Origin of the sequence: Streptomyces sp. NBC_01431 (genome assembly GCF_036231355.1) — a bacterium.
In the GTDB taxonomy this organism is placed as follows: Bacteria; Actinomycetota; Actinomycetes; order Streptomycetales; family Streptomycetaceae; genus Streptomyces.
Map to the genome: position 1 here is coordinate 1421623 of NZ_CP109496.1, position 20942 is coordinate 1442564.

A 20942-nucleotide genomic window follows, 5' to 3' on the forward strand; every position below is an offset into this window, starting at 1 on the left:
TGCCCGGCAGACGGAAGGACACCAGCTGATGGATCTCTACGATGTCGTGGTCGTTGGCGCGCGGAGCGCGGGAGCCTCCACCGCGATGCTCTTCGCACGCGCCGGCTACCGGGTCCTCCTCCTGGACCGGATGCGCTTCCCCAGCGACACCCTCTCCACGCAGCACATCCACCGGCCCGGCCTGCGGCTGCTCAAACGGTGGGGCCTGCTGGGGCGGCTGGCCGACACCGGCTGCCCGCCGGTGCGTCGGATCTCCTACACCCTGGGAGACCTCAGGCTCGAGGGGGCTGTACCGGTGGAGGAAGGTATCGACGCGGTCTACGCGCCGCGCCGGTTCGTCCTCGACAGCCTCCTGATCGACGGGGCGGTTGAGTCCGGCGTGAAGTTCCACGAGGGGTGCACCGTGACCGGCGTGCTGTCCGACGACGGCAGGGTGTCCGGTGTGGAGTGGCGCACGGCCGCGGGGTCCACGGGCCGGGCGCACGCCCGGCTGGTGGTTGGCGCGGACGGGATGCGCTCGACCATGGCCAAGCACGTCGGCGCCCGTACGGTGCAGGAGGACGCTCCGCGCACCTGCGTCTACTACGGCTACTGGGAGGGCCTGCCTGCGGAATTCGAGGTGTACGAGCGGACCGGCAGGCTGATCGGTGTCGTCGCCACGCATGACGAACTGACCCTGGTGGCTGCCTACTTCCCGCAGGAGGAGTTCCCCGGGATACGACGGGACCCCGCCGGGGCGTACCTGGAGACGCTCCGCACGACCGCCCCGGAACTGGCCGAACGTGCCGCGTCGGCGCGCCGGGTGGAGCACCTGCGGGGCACGGGGAGCCAGCTCAACTTCTTCCGCGAGACCACGGGGCCAGGCTGGGCCCTGGTCGGCGACGCCTCGTGCCACAAGGATTCGATCACGGGAACCGGTATCAGTGACGCCTTCGAGCAGGCGTCACTGCTTGCCGGATCGGTCGGCAGTTCCCTTCACGACGACCGGGCGACGGCCGTCGCGCTGGAGCGGTACGCAGCCAGCCATCAGCGGCTCCTGGAGCCGCGCTACGAGACGGCGCTCCAGAGCGCACGGCTCGAAGTGTCCCGGGAACGAATGGAGTTCACCCGCTGGATCTCCGGCGACCCGGCGTCCACCGAAGCGTTCCTGTCGGTGGCGGTGAGCCACATCGATCCCTCGCTGCTGGTCCCCGCCGCGGGGTGAGGGGGTCCCCGACGGTCTCGGCTGACCGGACCGGAAACCCCCCTACCCGGTCACGCCGCGGAGGCCCTGACCAGCCCCGTCTCGTAGGCGAGGATCACCGCTTGGGTCCGGTCGCGCAGCCCGAGCTTCTGACACAGGTGGTAGAGGTGCGATTTGACCGTGGCTTCGCTGAGCGACAGCATCTTGGCGATCACCAGGTTGGAGTGGCCGTTGGCGACGAGCGCCAAGACGTCACGCTCACGGCTGGTGAGCAACGAGAGCTGTGAGGCGGTCGCGGGAGCCATCTCCGGCGCCCGGTTGAGCAGCAGCCGAATCATCTGGACCGCAGGCGGCGACTTCAGCACCATCGCGCCGTCGGCGATGTCACGGATGGCTGCGGGGAGCGACTGCGGGTCGCAATTACCGGGCAGCAGCCCCTGTACCCCGCCCCGTAGCGCCGCGAGCATTTCGCTGTCCTCCGTGGCGGAGCTGAGCATGAGGACCCCGGGCGCGGCAGCCCAGCCCAACCTCCTCAGAATCATTGCAATCGCGATGCCATCCATGACATCCGGATCGTGGCTGATCAACGCGACATGAGGTCGCAACTCGCGAACGGCCGCCTCCACCTCATGTGTGTGCAGCGCCTCACCGACAACTGTCATGTCGGGCTCGCGTTCCAGAACGCTGGCCAGGCCCACGCGCATCAGATGGTTCGGGTCACACAGAAGGACCCGGATACAGTCACCCTCAATATCATTCGCCACAGCGCGAATTACCCCCGTAAATGCATGAACTCCTGCCGAGATCGCCTAAGAGTTGGCGATTCGACTGGTCTGGACCATTACAGAGACTACCGACATGTCGGTGCGAGGGCCAGCAGGTTGCACTCCGGTTTGCATCACACGCGAGCCCAAAGGGTGAGACGGGCTCCCGACTCAACCCGCAGGCGGGGAAACAAGATTGGCTGACGGGCGGACGACATCGTTCCTCGCCGGTGTCAGGGTGGTCCCCGTCAGCCAGTTCTGGGGGTACAGGTGCAAATACCGGCGGAAGCAGCTCCGTTGCTCGACTTCAGCCCCTACCGGCTGCTCACGGAACCGGAGGCCGTCCACCGCAGTATGCGTGCGGAGCCGCCGGTGCGCTACGTACGCGAGGAGAGCGGGTTCTCGTACTGGCTGATCTCCCGCTACGCCGAGGCCCGTGAGGCACTCGGCGCGCCGGGGCTCTCGAACGACCCGCGTCGCCTGGGGCACGCGGTCGACGCCCACAACGCCTACTCCCCCATGGCGAACAACGACCCGCCGGACCACACCCGGCTGCGTGGGCTCGTCTCCCACGGGTTCACCCGGCGCCGGGTGGCCGCTCTGGAGCCCGAGGTTGACCACATCGTCGACGAACTGCTCGGCGCCGTCGGACCGTCCGGTCACACCGACGTGATCGCGGACCTCGCATTCCCCTTGCCCGTCCTGGTCATCTGCGCGCTGCTCGGGGTACCGGGCCAGGACCGCGCGGCCCTGCGCACCTGGGCGGAGTACACCCTCTCGACGGCGGTGGGCCCGCGGACCCGGGAGGAACGTTCCCGCCGGCTGCGCACGTACTTCACTCGGCTGATCGCGGCCAAGCGCGACACCGTGCCGGCCGCCGTGCCGCCCGACGAACAGCCGGACCTGCTCAGCGCCCTCATCGCCGCACAGGAACAGGACAACAGCCTCACGGACGACGAACTCGTCGGTCTGGCCGTTCTGTTGCTGGTCGCCGGGCACGAGACGACGACCAACCTGATCGGCAACGGGCTGCTGACCCTGCTGCTCCACCCGGCGCAGCTGCGACTCCTCCAAGAGGAACCGCGCCTGCTGCCCACCGCGGTGGAGGAACTGCTCAGGTACGAAGGCTCCGCCGGGCAGTCCTCCTTGCGCGTGGCGGTCGAAGACACCCTCATAGGGGGAACCCTGATTCCCCGGGGGTCCGTCGTCAACATCGGCCTGTCCCTCGCCAACCGGGACCCCGGCGTCTTCCCGGAATCCGACACCCTCGACCTCCGGCGGGAGTCCAATCCCCACCTGGCGTTCGGGCACGGCATCCACTTCTGCCTCGGCGCGCCCCTGGCCCGCATGCTCGCGACCGCTGCCCTCGGCGCCCTGCTGGAGCGGTTCCGCGGCCTCGCGCTGACCGTGTCGCGCGACGAGCTGCGCTGGCGACAGATCAGCATCCTGTGCGGCCTCACCGCACTTCCCATCTCCTTTGATCCCGTTTTTCGTGAAACGAGTCGTACGTGACGATCCCCGACCCCACGGCGGCGGCCCATCTCTACCGCCTTGCCTTCGGTTTCATACCCGCCCAGATGATCCATGCCGCCGCCAGGCTCCGCCTCCCCGATCTGCTGGCCGAGCGGAGCCTGACCACCGAGGATTTGGCGGACCTGACCGGTACCCACGCCCCCTCGCTGCGTCGGCTGCTGCGCGGCCTCGCCTCGATCGGCCTGGTAGAGGAGGACGAGGGGGGTGCCTTCGGGCTGACCCCGGCCGGTACACCTCTCCGGTCCGACGTGCCCGGCTCCGTCCGCCCCATGGTGATGCCGTACTTCGACGAGGGCATCTGGGCTTCGTGGGGACGGTTCGTGGAGTCCGTGCGCACGGGCCGACCCGCGGTGGAGTCGGTCACCGGAGGTTCGGTGTTCGCCCACTTCGCGGCCGACCCGGAGCTGGCCGCCGAGTTCAACGCTGCCATGGCGGTGAGCGGCGGCGCAGAGGCCTGGAGCCTGGCCAAGTCGCTCGACTTCACCGGCGTGCGGACCGTCGTGGACATCGGTGGCGGATCGGGCGCGCTCCTGGCAGTGCTCCTGGGACACCATCCCGAACTGCGCGGCATCCTGGTCGACACCCCCGCGGGAGTGTCCGGCGCCCCGGCCACCTTCGCCGAGGCGGGCGTGGCGGACCGCTGCGAGATCACCGCCGGGGACTTCTTCACGTCGGTGCCCGGGGGCGGCGACCTCTACGTGATCAAGAGTGTCCTGCACGACTGGGACGACGAGGAGTGCGTCCGCATCCTGCGCAACTGCCGCCGGGCCATGGACGACACGGCCCGCGTCCTGATCGTCGAGGTCATCGCGCCCGCCGTCGTCGACCGTACGACCGATCCGTTCCTCACGGCGAGCGACCTCAACCTGCTGGTCCTCACCCGCGGCCGCGAACGGACGCAGGAGGAGTTCGCACATCTCCTGGAGGAGGCCGGTCTCCGGTTGACGGGCGTCGGCGATCCGGTGGGCTTCAACGGGTACCGGACGATCGAAGCGCGTCCGGCGGCCACGGAAGGCGATGCGGCGTGAAGACGACCGAGGGATCCCGGGCAGCGTGCCCCGTCGAGGACTCCCACGAGAACGTGGGACCCGGCACGCTCCGCCGGCTCGCCGCCGCCTGGCCCAGGCGGGCCACTGTGCGCACCGACATGGACAAGGTCACCGGTACCGAGACGTACAACCCCGAGCTGCTCGACTACCCGGTCTCCCTGATGCCGTTCGGTGAACACCCCGACTTCCAGGGCGCCTCCGAGGAGATGCGCCGTACGGTGAACACCCTCGGCTGGATCGCGTACAACGAACGTGTCGTCGCGGCCGAGGAGTACGTGGTCAACCCGACCTTCGAGAAGCTCGGCCATGCGGTGTTCCCCGGCGTGGACCGGTTCGAGGTCAAGGAGATCGTGCGGCAGTCCCACATCGACGAGGTGTGGCACACGTACATGCACATGCTGGGCATGCAGCGCACCCGAGAGGCCCGGCAGGTCATGGCGGAACCCGCGGCCACGCACCCGGTGACGAACCGTCTGCTGTACGAGGCGCAGACCGAGGCGGGCGAGCGCTGGCAGACGGACCTCCTCTACCTGCTGTGGACCACGGTCGGCGAGGTCAGCGTCAACGCCTTCCTGGACCTAATGGCCCGGGACACCACCGTCCAGCCGATGCACTCCCTGATCGCACGGCTCCACGCGCGGGACGAGTCGGCGCACGGCCCGGTCATGATCGAGATCATGAGGGACGTCTACACCCATCTGAGCAGGAAGCAGCAGGACTTCTTCATCGCGTCCCTGCCCTTGGGCATCACCGCTTTCTGCGCGGAGGACTTCGACTGGTGGCTGAAGGTGCTGGAGTTCGCGGGAGTGCCCAAGGCCAGAGACATCATCGAGGAGTCCAGGAGCGTCGGCGGCGGCCGCCACGGCAACCTGCTCGTCAACGACTTCTCCGGTGTGCGGCGCCTGTGTCGCGAGCTCGGCATCGAAGACCGGGTGGCATTCGACTTCGCGGCCGACGACGCCGCCCGGCTGAGGAGTGCCGCATGATTCTCACCGGTCCCGAGATCACCGACGCGGCGGCGGACGGACGCATCGTCATTTCCCCCTTCCGGCCGGACCAGGTCAACCCCAACAGCTACAACATCTGTCTCGGAGACAGGCTGTTGACGTACACCGACGAGGTCATCGACCCTTACCGCCCCAATCCGACCCGTGAGATCACCATCGGCGAGGAGGGCTACGTTCTGCAGCCGGGCCGTCTCTACCTCGGGCACACCGTGGAGCGCGTCGGCTCCGACCTCTACGTACCGCTGTTGTTCGGGCGCTCCTCGGTCGGCCGGCTCGGGCTGTTCGTCGAGATCACCGCGCCGATCGGCGACATCGGTTTCCACGGCCAGTGGACGCTGATGCTCTCTCCGGTCATGCCCCTGCGGGTCTACCCCGGGATGAAGATCGGCCAGATCATGTTCTTCGTATCGCTCGGCCAGGTCGACCTCTACGAGGGCAAGTACCAGTCCTCGGCGGGCCCGCAGGAGTCCCGCTACTGGAGAGACGTGGCGGTACCGGCGACATGATCCTCACCCGTGAAGCCATCACGACCGCCGTGGAGCACGGCGACATCGTCATCGAGCCCTTCGCCCCGGAGCGCGTCTCCCCGAACGCCTACGACTGGCACTTGGGCGACCGGATCCGCGTCTGCGAGGGCGACGAGCTGGACGCGGCGGCCGCCACCCGGGTCACCGAACACGTGATCCCCGCGGAGGGCATGGTCCTCCGGCCGGGGCGGCTCTACCTCGGAGTCACCCACGAGCGCACGCACTCGGAGCGCTACGCCCAGATGATCAACGGAGACCGCAGCCTGGGCGCGCTGGGGATCTGGGTGCACGTCTCGGCTCCGCTGGGACACGTCGGCCACGCCATCCGCTGGACCCTGGAGATCCGCGTCGCACAGCCCGTCAAGGTCTACCCGCTGATGCCCTTCGGGAAGATCGTCTTCTTGTCCACGGCCGGAGCGACTGCCAGCTACCAACACCTGGGGCACAAGTACACGCGGACGAGCGGGATCGACATCTCACGGCTGTACGAAGAACTCCGGTGAGCGCGCCGAAAGTACTGACGGGGCTCGACCTGCCCTGGGGCAGCCCCGGCGGCAGCGTGGAGCTGCTCAAGGACCTCTACCTGGGGCCGCGCGCACCCCTGGCCGCCAACGCGTTCATGCTGGGTACGGACGCGTCCACGTCGGGTAGGGACGCGGCGCCCGCCTCCTGCGAGAAGGGGCTGCCCGCGCTGCTCGACGTACCGGGCAAGCAGCTGAGCGGCGAGGGGTTCTGGTCCTACGTCGACGGGCTCACCCACGCGATCACGACGCGCTTCCCGCCCGTGGAGCAGGACGTGCTCCACCTCCAGCACCTCGCCTTCGGTGCCACTCCGGCGCTGCTGCGCGGCTATCCGAAGCACCCGGGGATCGCGCTCGTACACGGCACGGACCTTCTCTTCGCCGAGGAGTTCCCCACGCAGCACGACGTGCTCCACGAGGCGGCGGCCGCCGCCCGGGCCATCGTGGTGCCGTCGGCGGCGATGGCCGACCGGCTGCGCATGCTGACCCCTGCCGAGTCCGACCGTATCGTCCACATCCCCTGGGGCGTCCCCGACTACCTGCTGGCCCGGCCGCCGGCGCGGACCGCCTCCCGCGACGGGGACCTCCGCGTCCTGTACGCCGGTCGCCTGACCGCGGAGAAGGGCGCCGCTGAACTGGTCGCCGCCGTCTCCGGGGCGGTCGGCGTTCAACTGAGCATGGCGGCACCCGCCGACGAGTTCCGACGGCTGTCAAAGGTCATGGACCTCTCCACGACCCGCTACCTCGGCTGGCTGAGCCGCCCGGACCTGTGGACGGCCTTCGCGGAGCACGATCTCCTGGTGATTCCGTCGGCCAGGCTGGAGGCCTTCGGCCTGGTGGCCATCGAGGCGCAGGCCTGCGGTCTTCCGGTGGCCTACCAGCCGGTGCCGGGACTGACCGATGTACTGGGCGACTCCGCCCTGCCGCTGGACCTCTTCGCCGACGCCGGGCGGACGCGCGACGTCCTGGTCCGGCTGACCACGGACCGCAGTGCCCTGGAACACCTGCGCGCCGCGGGCCACCGGAACGCGGCGCGGTTCCCGCTGTCCAGGACCGCGGACGAACTGGCCGCGCTCACATGCCAGGTTCGCTGAACGCCACGCTCACCTCCCCGGTTCCCTGAAGCCGCGCCCGCCCTCCCGCCGATACAGAAGGACTCCCACATGTACGCTGCCGCACTCTTCGACCTGGACGGCACGCTGATCGACACCGAGCCACGCAGTCGGGAGGCCTGGGCGCGGCTGTTCCGCAGCCACGCCGTCCCGTACGACGACGCCACCATCAGGAGCTTCGCCGGTCGCCCCGCGAGGGAAGCCCTGGGCGACCACGTCCACCGGTTCTCCGGCCGCACGGTCGACGAGCTCTTCACCGAGGCGATCCACTACACGACGCTCGCCGACATGCCCGCCGTCGCCACCGTTCCGGGTGCCCTGGAGCTGGTCTCCCGGCTCCACGCCTCGGGCGTACCGGTGGGCCTGGTCACGTCGGGCACGAGGGAATATGCCCGCCACGAGCTCGGCGCGCTGGGAGCTTTGCACCTCTTCGACGTCATGGTCACGGCCGACGACGTGACGAAGGGGAAGCCCGATCCACAGGGCTACCTCGCCGGCTGCGCCGCCCTGGGTATCGAGCCCTCGGCTACGGTGGTGTTCGAGGACGCGCCGGCCGGAGTGGCCGCGGCCAAGGCTGCGGGCGCCCGTTGCATCGCGATCTCCGCCGGGCAGCCGCCCGAGGCACTCGCCGCGGCAGACCTGATCGTTCCCGACCTCACCGACATCGCCTGGCCCCCGCGGTTCGGGCCGGTGGCCGCCGTCGCGGGTTCGGAGGGCTGAGGATCATGACGGAACCCATCCTGGAAGTAGTCGTCACCTCAGCGCAAGAGGCCATGGACGCCGTGGCAGGCGGCGCCAACCGCCTGGAACTGGCCACGGACATGGCCTCCGACGGCCTGACCCCCTCATTGTCCGACTTCCTCCGCGTCCGCGAGGCCGTCACCGTCCCCCTGCGGATCATGCTGAGGGAGAGCAACGGATTCCAGTCGGCAGACCTGGACCGGCTCGGCGAAGCGGCCTCGGGGCTCCGGGCGGCGGGTGCCGATGCCTTCGTACTCGGCTTCCTCACCCCGGAGGGAACTCTGGACCTGCCCTCGGTCAACGCCCTCCTCGCGTCGGTGCCGGGCTGTCGCTGGACGTTCCACCGCGCCCTGGACCACGCGCGCGACCGTGACGCCCTGCGCCGTGCCCTCCACGGGCTGCCGGGCCTGGACACCGTACTGACGGCGGGCTGCGTCCCCGGCGTCGAGCACGGACTGGACGTCCTGACCGCGGAAGCCCGCCGGCGGGGCGAGCGCGGCTACACGGTGGACCTCATGGCCGGTGGCGGCCTGATGACTCGCCACGTACCGATCCTGCGCGCCCACGGCCTCGGCACCTTCCACGTCGGCACATCCGTGCGCCATGGCGGCTGGGACACACCGATCGACCGGGCCGCCGTGCGGCGGTGGCGGAAGCTCATCGAGACGGACCCGGGACAGCCTGACCGCGATGACCTCTGAGACGACCTGCGAGTTCTGCGCCATCGTCACCGGCCTTCTGCACGCGGAGATTTTGTTCGAGGACGAGTCGACCGTCGCCTTCCTCGACAATACGGCGGTGATGGAAGGGCACACCCTCGTCATCCCCAAGGTCCACGCCACCGACATCTGGGCTATTTCCGAGGACGACGCAGCGGCGGTGATGCGCACCGCGCACCGCATGGCCGCGCTCCTCGACGGGGTGTTCACCCCGGACGGGATGACACTGTTCCAGGCCAACCGTCCGGCGGGCTGGCAGGACGTCTTCCACCTCCACGTCCACCTCGTTCCCCGGCGCGAGTCCGACCACTTGCACCGGCCCTGGCACGCGAAACGCGCCCACCCCGCCGCTCTGGCGCGGACCCGCCGACGCGTGCTGAGGCAGACCGGCGACGACACGCCCGTATGACGCAGCCCACCCCGAGTGAGGAAGAATCGTGACCATGGAACACCCCCACCTGCCGACCACCGAGGCCGCCGTCACCGCGATACGCACGATCGCGGACGACTACCGCCTGGCGATGACCGTCACCGACGATATCGGCGCCGACCAGACGTCACGCCGCACCTCGGCGGGCGTCTTCGCAACCCTCGACCCCGACGGGTCACTGCCGCACGAGGCATTCGTCGAACTGGCCGGCTCCCCCGCCGTGAGCGTCCGGGTCTTCCCCGAGGGCGATGCGAAAATCACCGTGGATCGCGTCGAGTTCCACGACGTACCCCGGGACTCCGTCCCGGCGTTCCTCCGCTCCGTGTACGGCGGACTCGCCCACACGAAGGGCCGGTTCTTCCCCCCGGGCCAGTGGCTCATCGTCCCTCTCCCTGGCGACGAGACCTACAAGGAACTGATCGCGGACACCACTCTCACTCCCTGGCTTGCACGCAGCACGCGTGGCTCATGACAACCCGCAAGTGTCCGGCCCATGGACGGCCCCGCTCCGCACGTTGGGCAGTTGCAGGCCCGACACCCGCTCCGCACTGGCCTTCGCCCAGCGCCCAATCCAACGCGCTTCCCGAAGCAGGTCCTACCTGTACTACAGCCGGAGATCTTGAGGGTCGGTGATGGGTGGGATCGGCCGGTGGTGGGCCCAGGCTCGGAGGCGGTCGGGGAGTGGGTCTCCGCGACGGCGGTAGTGGCTGACCGTGGCGCGGGGCTGGTGGAGCCGACGCCATAACTCGCAGGTCAGCACGGTCTCCACGGGGTGGCGGGGGTTGAGGCGGGCGGCGGAGAGGCAGTGCCGGATGGTGTGAGCTGAGGGCCGCAGGAGCGGGCCGGGGAACAGCCAGTTCCCTCGCTCTCCTCGATGACCTGGTCTTTCCCCGGGTCTGGGGCCTGTTCCTTGTGGAAGGAGGTGGTATCGAGTCCGCCCGTCGCAGCGAACAGCAGGTGGCTGATAACGAACCGGGCTGCCTCCTCCAGGCCGTCGGCCTCCGCCCGCCGACTGGCCTCCTGGCGAATCTCCGGCGTCGATGCCACGGGCCTCGGACGTGGCGCCGGTGACGGCGCGCGTGAGGATGAAGGCACGCGTCCTGCGAACCCACCTGCCCGGCAGCTCGCGCCGAACCTGTGGCAGTGGCGTGGATATGGGCTGAACTGGGCGTCGCGGTCCGGATGGCGGGCACCTTCGGCAGACTTGGCGGTGCCTTGCAAGCTGTAGCCCTGGCTGTGCAGCAAACGCCCGACGGTTGTGGCGGGGACAGGGAGCCCCTGCTGGGAGAGATCCCGGGCCAGGCTGCGTAGCGACAGCGTGGCCAGCCCAGCGGAGAGACAGCAGGGTCACCACGCGTGTGCGGCGCGACCAGCGCCTCCGGCGCCGGCACCAGGCCGGGGTCGGTGGCCTGCAACGCCCTGCGCTCGCTCCGGGAACCCCGATGCGGCGGGTCGGCAAGGGGCGCTTCGCCAGCTCTGCGATGCCGCGCGCGATAGTGGCAGTGCTCCCACCATAGGCAGCGGTCATGCTCCTGCCAGCCGCCACCCGCAGATGTCGGGAGGACGGGTACGAATAGGCGCGACATCAGCCACAACGCACACCAAGGGGGCGTCGCAGGCTCGGAGTCCCGCCCCCACGCGCCCGGGAACGGGACTCCGCACAACGCCCGACGAGTCCGACGAGTCGATCAGCCGATCTGCGCCCCCGTGGCGGACAGCGCCGCGGTGACGGGCTGGAAGAACGTCTCCCCGCCGGAGGTGCAGTTACCGCTGCCACCGGAGGTCAGCCCGATGGCGTTACTCCCCGAGAACAGCGAACCACCGCTGTCACCGGGCTCGGCGCACACATTGGTCTGGATGAGCCCGTTGACCGTGCCCTCGGAGTAGTTGACCGTGGCGTTCAGCCCGGTGACCGTACCGTCGTGCACGTGGGTCGTGGAACCGCTGCGGGTGACCTTCATTCCCACAGTCGCGTCGGCGGCTCCCGTGATCTTCTGGCTGGAACCGTTGTACAGGTCGACCTCGCTCGGGTGGTCGACGCTCGCCGTGTACTTCACCAGCCCGAAGTCGGTTCCCGGGAAGTGGGACTCGGCGTTCTGCCCTATCTCCTGGCCGCTGGAGTCCGACCAGGTGGAGATGGCCGCGGTGCAGTGCCCGGCGGTCAGGATGTACGGCTGCCCGCCCTTGACCACGTTGAACCCGAGCGAGCAGCGCCCACCCGAGCCGCTGATCGCGTCGCCGCCGGCGATGAAGGGCTTGAACTCCCCCTTCGACCGTTTCAGTTCGGCCTTGGCGCCGAGCTTGTCGACAACCGTGCTCAGCTTGGCCCACTCGGCCCCGGACACGGTCTTGTCGGCGGTAACGACGACCTTGTTGCTGACCGGGTCGGTCGCCCACGACGTACCGGCGATGGTCGCGTCCTTCTTCAACACGGTCCGCGCGCCGTCGAGTTCGGCGAGCGAGTTGGTGACGACTCTGGCCTTGACGCCGGCCGCCTCGACGGTCTTCACCGCGCCCTGGTCGAGCACGTTGACGACGAGGTTCCGAGCCTGGGCGTCGTAGTAGCCGCCGGCAGCGTCGGAGCCAAGGCTCTTCAGCAGCGTCGAGGCGAGATTTTCAGCCGCCGGAGCGGACAGAACTCGCGCTTCTGGAGCGGACTTCACTGGTTCACTGGCGTTCGCATTCTGCAAGGTGAGACCTGCGGCGACCAGTGCGGCGATCCCCGCGCCGGCCACGGCAGCCCGCCGCCTGGGTATGCGTCGGTGCTTCAACTCACGTCCTCCTGTGGGGGGTCGGCCCGGGAGCTGTGGGGACTCGGCAGGCCGGAAGGCTGGTTGACGAGCGTCTACTCTCCCGAACAGCACAGGGAGCACACAAGGTCGACTTCAGGACGCACACGGAGAGGGCTTCAAGTACGCCTCCCGGCTTGACCGTTCACGGTCACACCAGGGGATTCGCACCGCAAACACCACGCGCAATCAGCCCACAGCGGAACGCGACGACGGCGCGTGGCTTGTTCTCGCCCCCTCCGGACAAGAAAGAGCCCCCGCACACACCTCGTGTGCGGGGGCTGAAGAAAGCCGAAGCCGCTGAGGCAGCGTGACCCCGAAATAGCTCAACACCTCGGTCACGGAGGGGCTGTGAGGAGTCCGGAGCCGACGTAGCCCAGATCGCCCCTGCCCTCGCGTTCGGCGAAGGCCTTGGGGAAGCCGGAGTGGCGCCAGGCGTGCATGTCGTGGCGGGAGCCCGGCACGGGGTCGGAGACCGCGAACAGGTCCCCGGCGAGAGGGGCGGCGACTTGCAGGGTGAACCCGGTGTCGCGGTGCTTGCCGGAGAACATCGTGGTGCCCTCGCTCGCCCAGTCCCAGGTCGTGACCAGGGTCGTTCCGTCGATCAGGACGACGGCCGGCCGACGCCTCGGCGGGATCGGGAAGGTGAGCGGCCAGGACCTTCTCCACCACCGGCAGCAGGGCCGCCCGCCGCCAGGAGACAGCCGCCTGGAAGACGCCGAACAGATCGGCGGCCGCCTCCTGGACCAGGTTCTGCCGCAGCAGGAACAGCATCAGCACCACCGGCTTGTCCAGCCCCATCGCCCGCATCCGCCTCGGCACCACGGGAGGGTCTGGATCCCCCACGCGCACTTGATGGACCCGTATGACCAGCCCATCAGGTGATCAGCGTCCAGCCGTGTCGTAACGTTCCAGCTCAACGACCTTGCTCCGGTGCTTCACTGACGCTCCCGCAAACGTCACGCTACCGAGCAGGGCCGCCTTCGTGATCAAGAACAGTGAGCCGAAAACCTCCGTGAATCGGGCTCCCGGTCCGTGCGGCTCGGCATTAGTCGCGCACAAGCGGCATCCATTCGTGCGGCAGACCCCTCAGCGTGCGGGCGGCTTGTTGAGGGGAGTACCCGAACGAACGCAAGACGGGCGTCCACGGCCCGAATCCTCGACGTGGCTCTGTGGGGTTGGGGCGTCCTACGCACAGGCGTGCCGATGTGCTGGCTTGCTTCCCGTTCGAGACGAATGTGTCCGTCGATCGCCGGTTTCGAGGCAGCCGACCAGCAACGTCGTTAAACGGTGCTTTGCCTGGCTGTGTTCATGCTTCCGCCGAGCAGGTGCCGGTCCGGGTCACCTCACGCAGCCGGACTTCGGCGTACGCATGGAAGTCAGCGCGGACGTCAATCCCGATCGCCCGGCGGCCCAGGCGCAGGGCGGCTTCAAGCGTGGTGCCTGAGCCGCTGAATGGATCGAGCGTGATGGCGCGGGGTGGGCAGCCGGCAGCGACGCATCGCAGGGCGAGGTCGAGGGGGAAGGCGGCTGTGTGCAAGTGACGGGTGGGTCTGGTCGGGATGGTCCAGACCGTACCCGGGTTACGGCCGTTGCACTGGCGGGCTTCCGGCGGGGGCCAGGTGCCGCGGGCGGTGTTGGGTTTGTTGGCGCTGTGGTGGGCGCGGCGGGACAGGGCACGGTCGCCGGTGTAGGGCTGGCGGATGATGTCGAGGTCGAAGTGGTAGCGGCCAGTCTTCGTGAGGAGAAAGACCTGCTCGTGTCGGCGAGCGAGGCGGTCGCGGCAGGACTCCGGGATTGCATTCGGTTTGGCCCACACCACCTCGTTGCGGATCAGCCAGCCGTCCTCCTGGAGGGCGAGCATGAGTCTCCAGGGCAGCCCCAGCAGCGATTTGACCGCGACCGGCGGCTGTCCCAGGACGGTGATGCGGCGTGCTGCGGGGCCGGTGGCGTACACGTCGGCGATGTTGACGAAGCAGGTGCCGTCGTCGCGCAGCACGCGGTGAACTTCATGGAAGACCGTGCGCAGGGCGTCGAGGTAGGCGGCGGGGGTGTCCTCCTGGCCGATCTGGCCCGCGCCCCAGTCGCGAGTCGCGTAGTACGGCGGGGACGTGACGACGCAGTCGACGCTGTTCTTCGGGAGCGTGGCGAGGACGGTGGCAGCGTCGCCGAGCAGCAGGGCGACGCGGTCGTCCTGGTACCACGGGGGCAGGTTCATCGTCCGGCCTCCGCGCGATGTGGTGCCTGGGATTCGGTGACGGGTTTGGCCGGGGCGGGCGCGGTTGGCCGTCGTGCGACCAGAGCGTCCTCATGCGTGATCACCGCGAGTGGGGTACCGGTGTGGCGGGCGTCGCGGATGTTCTTCATCTGGAAGAAGGAGGGGCGGGCGATGAGCTGTCCGTCGCGGATGCCTGCGAGAAGGGCGATGTTCCGCTCGGCGGGGACGAGCCCCGCCGTCTCGGCGGCGGCCAGCACGGCGGAGGGCAGGTCGATGAGTTCGCCGCGGGTCCGCCAGGGCCGGGCGGTGATCACCGCGTGGCCGCCGGGACGGAGCAGGTGGCGGCACTGGGTGAGGATGTCGGTGAACGCTTGAAGGAGAGTGTCGAGGCCGACGTGGGCCAGATTGCTGGGGTCGTGGCTGTAGCGGTAGTGCTTCTTGGTCACGCCGCGTTCGCCGCTCTCGCGGGTGGAGCGGACCTGGCCGTGGACGCTCGCGCCGTACGGGGGCGAGGTGACCACCAGGTCAACCAGGCCGTGAAAGGCAGCGGGCACGAGAGCAGTGAGTTCGCGGGCATCGCCGCAGTAGACGGCTCCCGTGCCGGTGGCACCCTGGGCGTCGGCGCGGCGCAGGTTCCGCTCCGCCACGTGGGCCCATTGAGGCTCGTACTCGGTGCCCAGCGCGTGGCGGCCAAGATGAACGGCCTCGACGAGGGTGGTGCCAATGCCGCACATCGGATCCAGGACCAGGTCGCCGGGCCGGGTGTAGGTGCGGATCGCATGCGCGGCGATCTGCGGGAGCATCTTGGCGGGGTGGGCGGCCGAGCCAGGCACGTAGCGGTCGGCACGCTGAGCGGGTGCGGAGGTCGGCGCGGTGTTCCACACCGAGTCACAGATGTGCACGTCGGACTCCTCTTTACGCGGTGTGGATGGCGGACAACACGAGCAGGTCAGAGTGGATAAGCCCGGGCGGCGCGCCTTCAGGTGGGGCGGGCACGATCCGGTCGTCGACCGCATGGCCGTGAACGACCACGATGTGCTGGAGATAGTGGAACCCCGCGGTGCGGGCGGTGGCGATGAGCAGGCCGAGCGGATCGGTCAGCTGCCCGGTGTCACGACGCTGGCCCGTGGCCAGCAGCAAGAGGCCACCTGTGCGCAGGAGACGGTGGGCGCGGTGGAAGAAGCCGGGCCAGCCGTCATCGATCGCGCCTTGCTCGTCACTGCCATAACCGCTGTGCGGCGCGGCGGTGGGAAGCGTGTCGGGGTGAAGCTCCGCAAGGATCACCGGCGTACGGCGTTCGTTGCCGACACCACGAATGCGGTCCACCGTGCAGGGCGTACGGGCGTCCATGGCGCCATCGGTGTCGCCAATGGCCAGGCGCCACAGCGGGGCATATTCACCGCCCGGCCGGTCCGTGAACTCGGTACGGATCCTGTTGATGGCCCAGTCGGGCAGGACCGCGGGGAAGATGGGCGAGGGGTTCACGTCGTGACGGCCGGGGAGCCAAATGGTGGTGGGCAGGGGTGACGGGCGTGTGTTCGTACGGGAGTTGGTCACGAGTAGGCACGCTGAGCGGGCCGGGCGTCGAAGAGTGCTGACACCCATCTAAGGAGAATTTCCGGGGACGATCGTGCCAGCCAGCCGCGCAAAGGTGACCGCAGGGTAGCGGCCAACGCCGGTATGGGAATCGCCAGGTGCTGGCGCCCTGGCCGTCGCAAGCTCGCCGCTGCTCTCATGCGCGAGTTTCGTAGTGGCCAGCGCTACAAGCGCGGTTCCTGAAGACCGATCGTTCCGGGCCGGTGACGTTCGTCGTCACCGGCGACGCAGGCCAGGCCGCTGAGGACCTGGCCTGCGCTGAGTGTATCGGTCGGCATCTCGCCGGAGGCGATGTCGAGGTGGTCCCGTATCTCCACTGCGCGAGGGCCTCCCGAGCAGCCACCGACCTGCGTTGCCGACGGGGGCGACGCGGATACCAGGGTGTTCATCCCGATGATGTCGACCTCTGCCTGGAGGTCGACACGTTCCCCTTCTCGATCGTCGCCCGCCAGGAAGACTCTCTGACGTCCGGGCTCCTCGGCTGGGCGCGTGGCAACGGCCATGTAATGCTGTCAGTTGGCCTTGTCGTAGGCCTCGCGGACTTCAGCCGGCACCCGACCGCGGCTATTGATCTCGTAGCCGTTCTCCTTCGCCCAGGCCCTGATCGCCGCCGTGTCGGTACGGCCTCCAGAGGCCTTCTGGGCGGTCCTTAGGTGGCCTGCCTTGATGCGACGTCCTGCCTTGGTGAAGGGGGCGACGGCTTCAAGCAGCTTGTCGTAGCTGTCCGGGCCAAGGTCGATCTCGTATCCCACGCCATCGACGACGAGGGTGTGCGTTGCGGCCTCCTGGGTCTCTTCGCCAGTGAGGTCATCGGTGTAGATGGTTACGATCTTCTGAGCCATGAGCGGAGTCTATGGCTGATTGAGGTTTTGAATATCCCGTGCTTTGGACCTTGGCCCTGCTAGATCCGCTGCCACCTTCGGGTCATCGATCTGAGGTCTGCCCACGGAGTCGATGTTCCACTCTCGCCGACTCATACCCTTCGGTCGACGCTGACCGATGGCTGCGGCGCGGACGTCGTCGAGGAACGACTTCGGAACGTCGAACGCGACGATCTGACTTTCCGAGCCGCGGAATGCCTCGGTGTGCTCGATGTTGCCGCTCATATTGACATGGATCATCGCATCACCGCTCGCCGAAACGTTCCCGTCGGCATCAATGTGTATCCGCTCACTATGCCCCCCGGCGCGCTGGGCCCGGTAGACCGTAACGTTGCAATTGTGCACGAGGATCGGGGTGGCGCCTGCGAGCACATAGTACGTGTGCTAAGCGACCCCTCTCTATCTGCGTATTCGCAGATCAGCGGCGGTTTCGGGTTCCGCTGGTGTCCGTGGTTGTGCGGGGAAATCCGTGGGTGTTGCCGTCGCTACTGCCGTCAGGAGCGCGGGGCGCATGGTGCTGCCACTGGTGGGGTGGGCGCAAGGGGACTTTACTGCCAGGCTCCGGGCTCGGCTCGGAGTAGGGCTCGGATGGTCTGCTCGTAGTCCTGGTGACCGGTCTGGGCGCAGTGTCCGGCGATCCAGCGCGTCAGATCGTCCGGGGTGTGCAGGGTGCCGGATGCGGCACCGCAGTTGTGTTCCTCGCCGGTGACGCAGACCGCTGCGAAGGCCGGCAGGGCCAGGGGGTCGGGGACAGTGGTCACGTGGTAGTCGCGGAATCGGTAGCGCCCCCGTGCGGAGTCGCGGACCGGTGCGTCGGTGTCCGCAGAGTCAGGCACTCTCGTCCGCCTCTTCCTCTTCCGGGTCCGGGAGGCGCTGCCCGCGCGAGTCGGCTACGCGGAGCGCGTCCGCCAAAGCCTCGGCCAACCGGCAAGCCAGCCAACGATATTCGGTCGCCGACAGGGTTTTCGCGCCGGGCGCCGAGGCGGCGCGGGCGTACTCCAACACCTCGTGGCCCATGCTGAGCTGTACCGTCTCAATGCTGTCGGCGAGGGCGGACAGGTAGCCCCGGCCATCGGTGCTCAGGTAGCAGGGCTTCCCCTCCGGGCTGGTCCACGGCAGTAAGCGGGGACCTCCCCCACCCGACGCGGCGTCGTGCAACTCTCTGCGACGCATGCGGTCGGCATCGCTCCTGGGCTGGCTCACTGGGCACCCCCGGCCTGGGTTACTGATCGTTGACACAGTGACCGTAGGCACTGACTGATCGTCACCCCAAGCTGTAGCCATGGCAGTTCACGACCCTTGGTTCACGAACTGCCACGCTGTGTGGCAGCTACCCGACAACGCCCAGGTAGTCCGCCATTTCGCGCATCTCCGTTGTGAGGATGCGCTTGCGCTTGCCCAGGATCTCCTGCATGGTCCCGGCGGCCCCGTTCTGGTGCCGCAGCCACTGCGGGGCGGCTTCCCTGGCACGGGTCAACTCGTCCATGACGGCGGACAAGTCGCCGGTCCGGGTGTGGGCGCGCGCCACATCGAGGGTGAAGCGGTTCCCGTCGTTGGTGTTGGGCCTGCCCAAGCGCTTCCACGCCTTGGGCGACAACTCCTCCTGCTCGCCTGCCTTGCGCACCACCGCGCGGGCGTCGCCGATGACCAGGGAGTCTTCGAGTGCCTTGACCGCGACGGTGACCGGCCCGAAGACGGACCAGTGCCGGGAGACATTGCGATGCGCCGTCCCGACTGCGGTTGCCGCGACCCGGGCGGCTTGACGGTACTCCTTCGCCTCGTCGGGACGGTTGTTCCTCGCGGCTGCGGCCGCGGCCTCCATCGCCAGGCCGCCCCACACCGCGTAGTGGTCCGGCTCGGCCCCGGTGATCTTAGGCTCCACCGCATCCATGCTCTGGGCGGCGACCAGTTCCGCCTCGTCCAACCGGCCCTGACGCACCAGCAGCCAGCACATGCAGCCGACGCCGGAGCCCGCCGCGAGCATGTCTCCGGCCTGGCGGGCGTCCATGATGGCGCCGCGCACAGCGGCGTACGCGATGTCCTACTGCCGCACCTGGGTGAGGTAGGTGCTGGCCAGACGCAGCGCCTCGGCGCGGGCCAACAGTGCCTGCCGGTGCTCGTCCCCGCTGTCGTAGTAGGCGACAGCTTGTGCGGCATCGCGCAGCAGGCCCGGCAGTTGAGCCGCGACGCTCTTGTAGCTGTCGGAGAAGTACAGCACCCGTGCGTCTTGCAGCGTCCGCCGGAAGGTGCGCAGGTTCGGTTCCTCGCCACGGCTTCGGCGTCCCGGTCCACAAGCCCGACGGCTGGGGTGAGGGCGGCGCGGAGCTGGATCAGGTTGACGCGGTTCGACTCCTCGGTCCGCCCGACGGGCTCCGGGGCATCGGACGCCATCAACGCGGCGGTGGTCACCCCCAGCGCGGGCGAGCGTATGCAAGGTCTCCATCCGGAGAGTGCCGCCCGGCTCGACCTTGCGTCGCCATCAAGGAGCTGCTGGGCCACGTCCACATCGGCGATACCGCCACGGTGTACGCCAACACGTCCGACTCCGCATCCAACGCGACGCTATCGACCTCCTAGGCAACGCGCTCCGCTACCCGGACACGGGGTCGGCTACCCGTGGCGACGGCGACGACCCACCGAGAAGTGGGATCTTGCTCCCCAGCCGGTGACGTCAACAGGTGACGTCAAACGATCGAGGACCGGGGGCCCGTCGGCCCGGGCAGCGAGGGTGACCTCCTGCCAGAAACCGGCGACAGCGGGGCGTGAGACGACCTGTGAAGGGTCCTCGTACTCCTCCGCCTCGGGCGATCCACCCCACGTGCAGCCCCAGCCGCTCGACGGCGTCGAGGGCCTTCGACGGCCTCTGGCTGGATCTCCGCCGACAGGTGGAAGTCGGTCTCGACCCCCACCCGCTGGGCTGCTCCGCGCTCCAGGACGCACGAGATCCGACTTTCCCGGAGCACTCCGGACCAGCCGCAGAGCGGTCCCCAGGTCGACCGTGCGACCTTCGTGCACGTCGCCCGCCCAGCTCGGTGCCGGCTCATTGAGGATGACGTTCCGCAGCTCGAACGAGCCGGCGCCGACCGCGTGCGAGAGCAACTCCAGGGCCCGGACGTACAGATCCTCTGTCGAACGGTACTCCTCGGCCGTCAGGACCTTGCCGTCGAACGACCTACCGATGTCGTCGAAGGAGGTCCAGGCGTCCAGCTCGCCGGCCCGCGTCGCACTTGGAGTTGAGATAGCAGACGGTCAATCTCGGATCTATTTCAGCACGGGCCTGACACTGAGGGCCCCGCATGGAGTGCGGGGCCCTCAGGCATTCTGCGGCCAAGGGTGCGGCTAGTCGACCACAACCCTGCGGAGACGGCCGTCCCAGCCACCCGGAGTCGCAAGGGTCGGGGACACTTGCTTCACTTCGATTCTCATCTCCATCATCGACTCGTCGGCTTCCACGAGTCGGACAGAGAATTGCCGCTCCGGGAATGCGTCGATAAGTCGCGCATGCCAGGACTTGACGAGAATAGACCCGAGTTCGCGGTGCAGTGAGTCGAAATCCTCACTGTGCACGGGCACCGCGCTGAACAGATGGCCCAGCTCGAACAGGTTGAAACTGTCAACCACCTCCACCCAGGGGATTTCCTCCCTGTCGGGGATCGCACAGCCGGTAGTGGCGGACAGCCTCTCCCGGATCTCCTCCTCGTCATTCCCGCTCAGGCCGAGGAAAACCGCGCCATGGATCTCGGCGAGGCGGGGCCAGTACAGGAACGAGTACATGAGGGCGTTGACCGTGTCGCCCGCCTCGCTCAGATACGAGACTGGGTCATCTGTCTCGACATCCGGAAAGAATCGACGAAGGTAATTGATCAGCATGT

Annotated in this window: 25 protein-coding genes and 1 pseudogene; 12 read left to right on the forward strand and 14 right to left on the reverse strand. The window is 68.5% G+C overall.

The window, feature by feature from the left end; genetic code table 11:
* Nucleotides 1–28 precede the first annotated feature (28 nt).
* Entirely contained in the window at nt 29–1204 is a 1176-nt protein-coding gene (locus OG522_RS06670) for an NAD(P)/FAD-dependent oxidoreductase (RefSeq protein WP_329462010.1), read from the forward strand.
* A 50-nt stretch (nt 1205–1254) separates the two neighbouring features.
* On the opposite strand, the gene OG522_RS06675 is transcribed toward OG522_RS06670, so the two are convergent.
* Entirely contained in the window at nt 1255–1947 is a 693-nt protein-coding gene (locus OG522_RS06675; protein WP_329462011.1) for a response regulator transcription factor, read from the reverse strand.
* A gap of 297 nt (nt 1948–2244) precedes the next feature.
* Between OG522_RS06675 and OG522_RS06680 the strand changes: the two genes are divergently transcribed.
* The 10 genes from OG522_RS06680 to OG522_RS06725 all read left to right on the forward strand — a co-directional run bounded on the left by OG522_RS06680 (nt 2245) and on the right by OG522_RS06725 (nt 10058).
* Nucleotides 2245–3459 (forward strand): cytochrome P450 family protein, encoded by a 1215-nt coding sequence (locus OG522_RS06680; RefSeq protein WP_329462012.1) that lies wholly within the window; start codon nt 2245–2247, stop codon nt 3457–3459.
* The gene (locus OG522_RS06685) at nt 3456–4508 is read left to right on the forward strand and encodes a methyltransferase (RefSeq protein WP_329462013.1); all 1053 of its coding nucleotides are present in this window, start codon (nt 3456–3458) and stop codon (nt 4506–4508) included. Before OG522_RS06680 ends, OG522_RS06685 begins: the two co-directional genes overlap by 4 nt.
* Nucleotides 4505–5515, forward strand: coding sequence for a diiron oxygenase (locus OG522_RS06690; protein ID WP_329462014.1), 1011 nt, complete (start codon nt 4505–4507; stop codon nt 5513–5515). Before OG522_RS06685 ends, OG522_RS06690 begins: the two co-directional genes overlap by 4 nt.
* Entirely contained in the window at nt 5512–6042 is a 531-nt protein-coding gene (dcd, locus tag OG522_RS06695; RefSeq protein ID WP_329462015.1) for a dCTP deaminase, read from the forward strand. Before OG522_RS06690 ends, dcd begins: the two co-directional genes overlap by 4 nt.
* Nucleotides 6039–6566, forward strand: a complete 528-nt coding sequence (locus OG522_RS06700) for a dCTP deaminase (RefSeq protein WP_329462016.1) — start codon at nt 6039–6041, stop codon at nt 6564–6566. The genes dcd and OG522_RS06700 overlap by 4 nt, the downstream gene beginning before the upstream one ends.
* The gene (locus tag OG522_RS06705) at nt 6563–7678 is read left to right on the forward strand and encodes a glycosyltransferase family 4 protein (protein WP_329462017.1); all 1116 of its coding nucleotides are present in this window, start codon (nt 6563–6565) and stop codon (nt 7676–7678) included. Before OG522_RS06700 ends, OG522_RS06705 begins: the two co-directional genes overlap by 4 nt.
* 69 nt (nt 7679–7747) lie before the next feature.
* Nucleotides 7748–8416, forward strand: coding sequence for an HAD family hydrolase (locus tag OG522_RS06710; protein WP_329462018.1), 669 nt, complete (start codon nt 7748–7750; stop codon nt 8414–8416).
* A gap of 5 nt (nt 8417–8421) precedes the next feature.
* A complete protein-coding gene (locus OG522_RS06715) occupies nt 8422–9138 on the forward strand; it encodes a copper homeostasis protein CutC (RefSeq protein ID WP_329462019.1) in 717 nt (238 codons plus the stop codon).
* Nucleotides 9128–9565, forward strand: a complete 438-nt coding sequence (locus tag OG522_RS06720; protein ID WP_329462020.1) for an HIT family protein — start codon at nt 9128–9130, stop codon at nt 9563–9565. Before OG522_RS06715 ends, OG522_RS06720 begins: the two co-directional genes overlap by 11 nt.
* Before the next feature lie 34 nt (nt 9566–9599).
* Nucleotides 9600–10058: a hypothetical protein gene (locus tag OG522_RS06725; RefSeq protein ID WP_329462021.1), complete on the forward strand. Its 459-nt coding sequence runs from the start codon at nt 9600–9602 to the stop codon at nt 10056–10058.
* A 667-nt stretch (nt 10059–10725) separates the two neighbouring features.
* On the opposite strand, the pseudogene OG522_RS06730 reads toward OG522_RS06725, so the two are convergent.
* The 3 genes and pseudogenes from OG522_RS06730 to OG522_RS06740 form a co-directional block, all read right to left on the reverse strand.
* Nucleotides 10726–11102 (reverse strand): annotated as a pseudogene (locus tag OG522_RS06730) (ISAzo13-like element transposase-related protein); the annotation flags it as partial.
* A 172-nt stretch (nt 11103–11274) separates the two neighbouring features.
* Nucleotides 11275–12357 carry a S1 family peptidase gene (locus OG522_RS06735; protein WP_329462022.1) on the reverse strand — a complete coding sequence of 361 codons (1083 nt, stop codon included), beginning with the start codon at nt 12355–12357 and terminating at the stop codon, nt 11275–11277.
* A 356-nt stretch (nt 12358–12713) separates the two neighbouring features.
* A complete protein-coding gene (locus OG522_RS06740; protein ID WP_329462023.1) occupies nt 12714–12926 on the reverse strand; it encodes a transposase family protein in 213 nt (70 codons plus the stop codon).
* On the opposite strand from OG522_RS06740, the gene OG522_RS06745 reads away from it, so the two are divergent.
* Nucleotides 12913–13260 carry a hypothetical protein gene (locus OG522_RS06745; protein ID WP_329462024.1) on the forward strand — a complete coding sequence of 116 codons (348 nt, stop codon included), beginning with the start codon at nt 12913–12915 and terminating at the stop codon, nt 13258–13260. The genes OG522_RS06740 and OG522_RS06745 overlap by 14 nt on opposite strands.
* Nucleotides 13261–13684: 424 nt before the next feature.
* Here OG522_RS06745 and OG522_RS06750 read toward each other — a convergent pair whose 3' ends face one another.
* From OG522_RS06750 to OG522_RS06795, 10 genes are all read right to left on the reverse strand, one after another.
* Nucleotides 13685–14593: a DNA-methyltransferase gene (locus OG522_RS06750; protein ID WP_329462025.1), complete on the reverse strand. Its 909-nt coding sequence runs from the start codon at nt 14591–14593 to the stop codon at nt 13685–13687.
* Entirely contained in the window at nt 14590–15495 is a 906-nt protein-coding gene (locus OG522_RS06755; RefSeq protein WP_329462026.1) for a TRM11 family SAM-dependent methyltransferase, read from the reverse strand. The genes OG522_RS06750 and OG522_RS06755 overlap by 4 nt, the downstream gene beginning before the upstream one ends.
* A 13-nt stretch (nt 15496–15508) precedes the next feature.
* Nucleotides 15509–16078 (reverse strand): hypothetical protein, encoded by a 570-nt coding sequence (locus OG522_RS06760; RefSeq protein ID WP_329462027.1) that lies wholly within the window; start codon nt 16076–16078, stop codon nt 15509–15511.
* Nucleotides 16079–16701: 623 nt separating this feature from the next.
* The gene (locus tag OG522_RS06765) at nt 16702–17031 is read right to left on the reverse strand and encodes a histone-like nucleoid-structuring protein Lsr2 (RefSeq protein ID WP_329462028.1); all 330 of its coding nucleotides are present in this window, start codon (nt 17029–17031) and stop codon (nt 16702–16704) included.
* Nucleotides 17032–17040: 9 nt separating this feature from the next.
* Nucleotides 17041–17442: a hypothetical protein gene (locus OG522_RS06770; RefSeq protein ID WP_329462029.1), complete on the reverse strand. Its 402-nt coding sequence runs from the start codon at nt 17440–17442 to the stop codon at nt 17041–17043.
* A 176-nt stretch (nt 17443–17618) separates the two neighbouring features.
* The gene (locus OG522_RS06775) at nt 17619–17906 is read right to left on the reverse strand and encodes a DUF7848 domain-containing protein (RefSeq protein ID WP_329462030.1); all 288 of its coding nucleotides are present in this window, start codon (nt 17904–17906) and stop codon (nt 17619–17621) included.
* Nucleotides 17899–18243 (reverse strand): hypothetical protein, encoded by a 345-nt coding sequence (locus OG522_RS06780; RefSeq protein ID WP_329462031.1) that lies wholly within the window; start codon nt 18241–18243, stop codon nt 17899–17901. The genes OG522_RS06775 and OG522_RS06780 overlap by 8 nt, the downstream gene beginning before the upstream one ends.
* A gap of 157 nt (nt 18244–18400) precedes the next feature.
* Nucleotides 18401–19093 carry a hypothetical protein gene (locus OG522_RS06785; RefSeq protein ID WP_329462032.1) on the reverse strand — a complete coding sequence of 231 codons (693 nt, stop codon included), beginning with the start codon at nt 19091–19093 and terminating at the stop codon, nt 18401–18403.
* Nucleotides 19094–19111: 18 nt separating this feature from the next.
* Nucleotides 19112–19288: a hypothetical protein gene (locus OG522_RS06790; RefSeq protein WP_329462033.1), complete on the reverse strand. Its 177-nt coding sequence runs from the start codon at nt 19286–19288 to the stop codon at nt 19112–19114.
* 1121 nt (nt 19289–20409) lie between these two features.
* The gene (locus tag OG522_RS06795; RefSeq protein ID WP_329462034.1) at nt 20410–20940 is read right to left on the reverse strand and encodes a hypothetical protein; all 531 of its coding nucleotides are present in this window, start codon (nt 20938–20940) and stop codon (nt 20410–20412) included.
* Nucleotides 20941–20942: the final 2 nt, after the last annotated feature.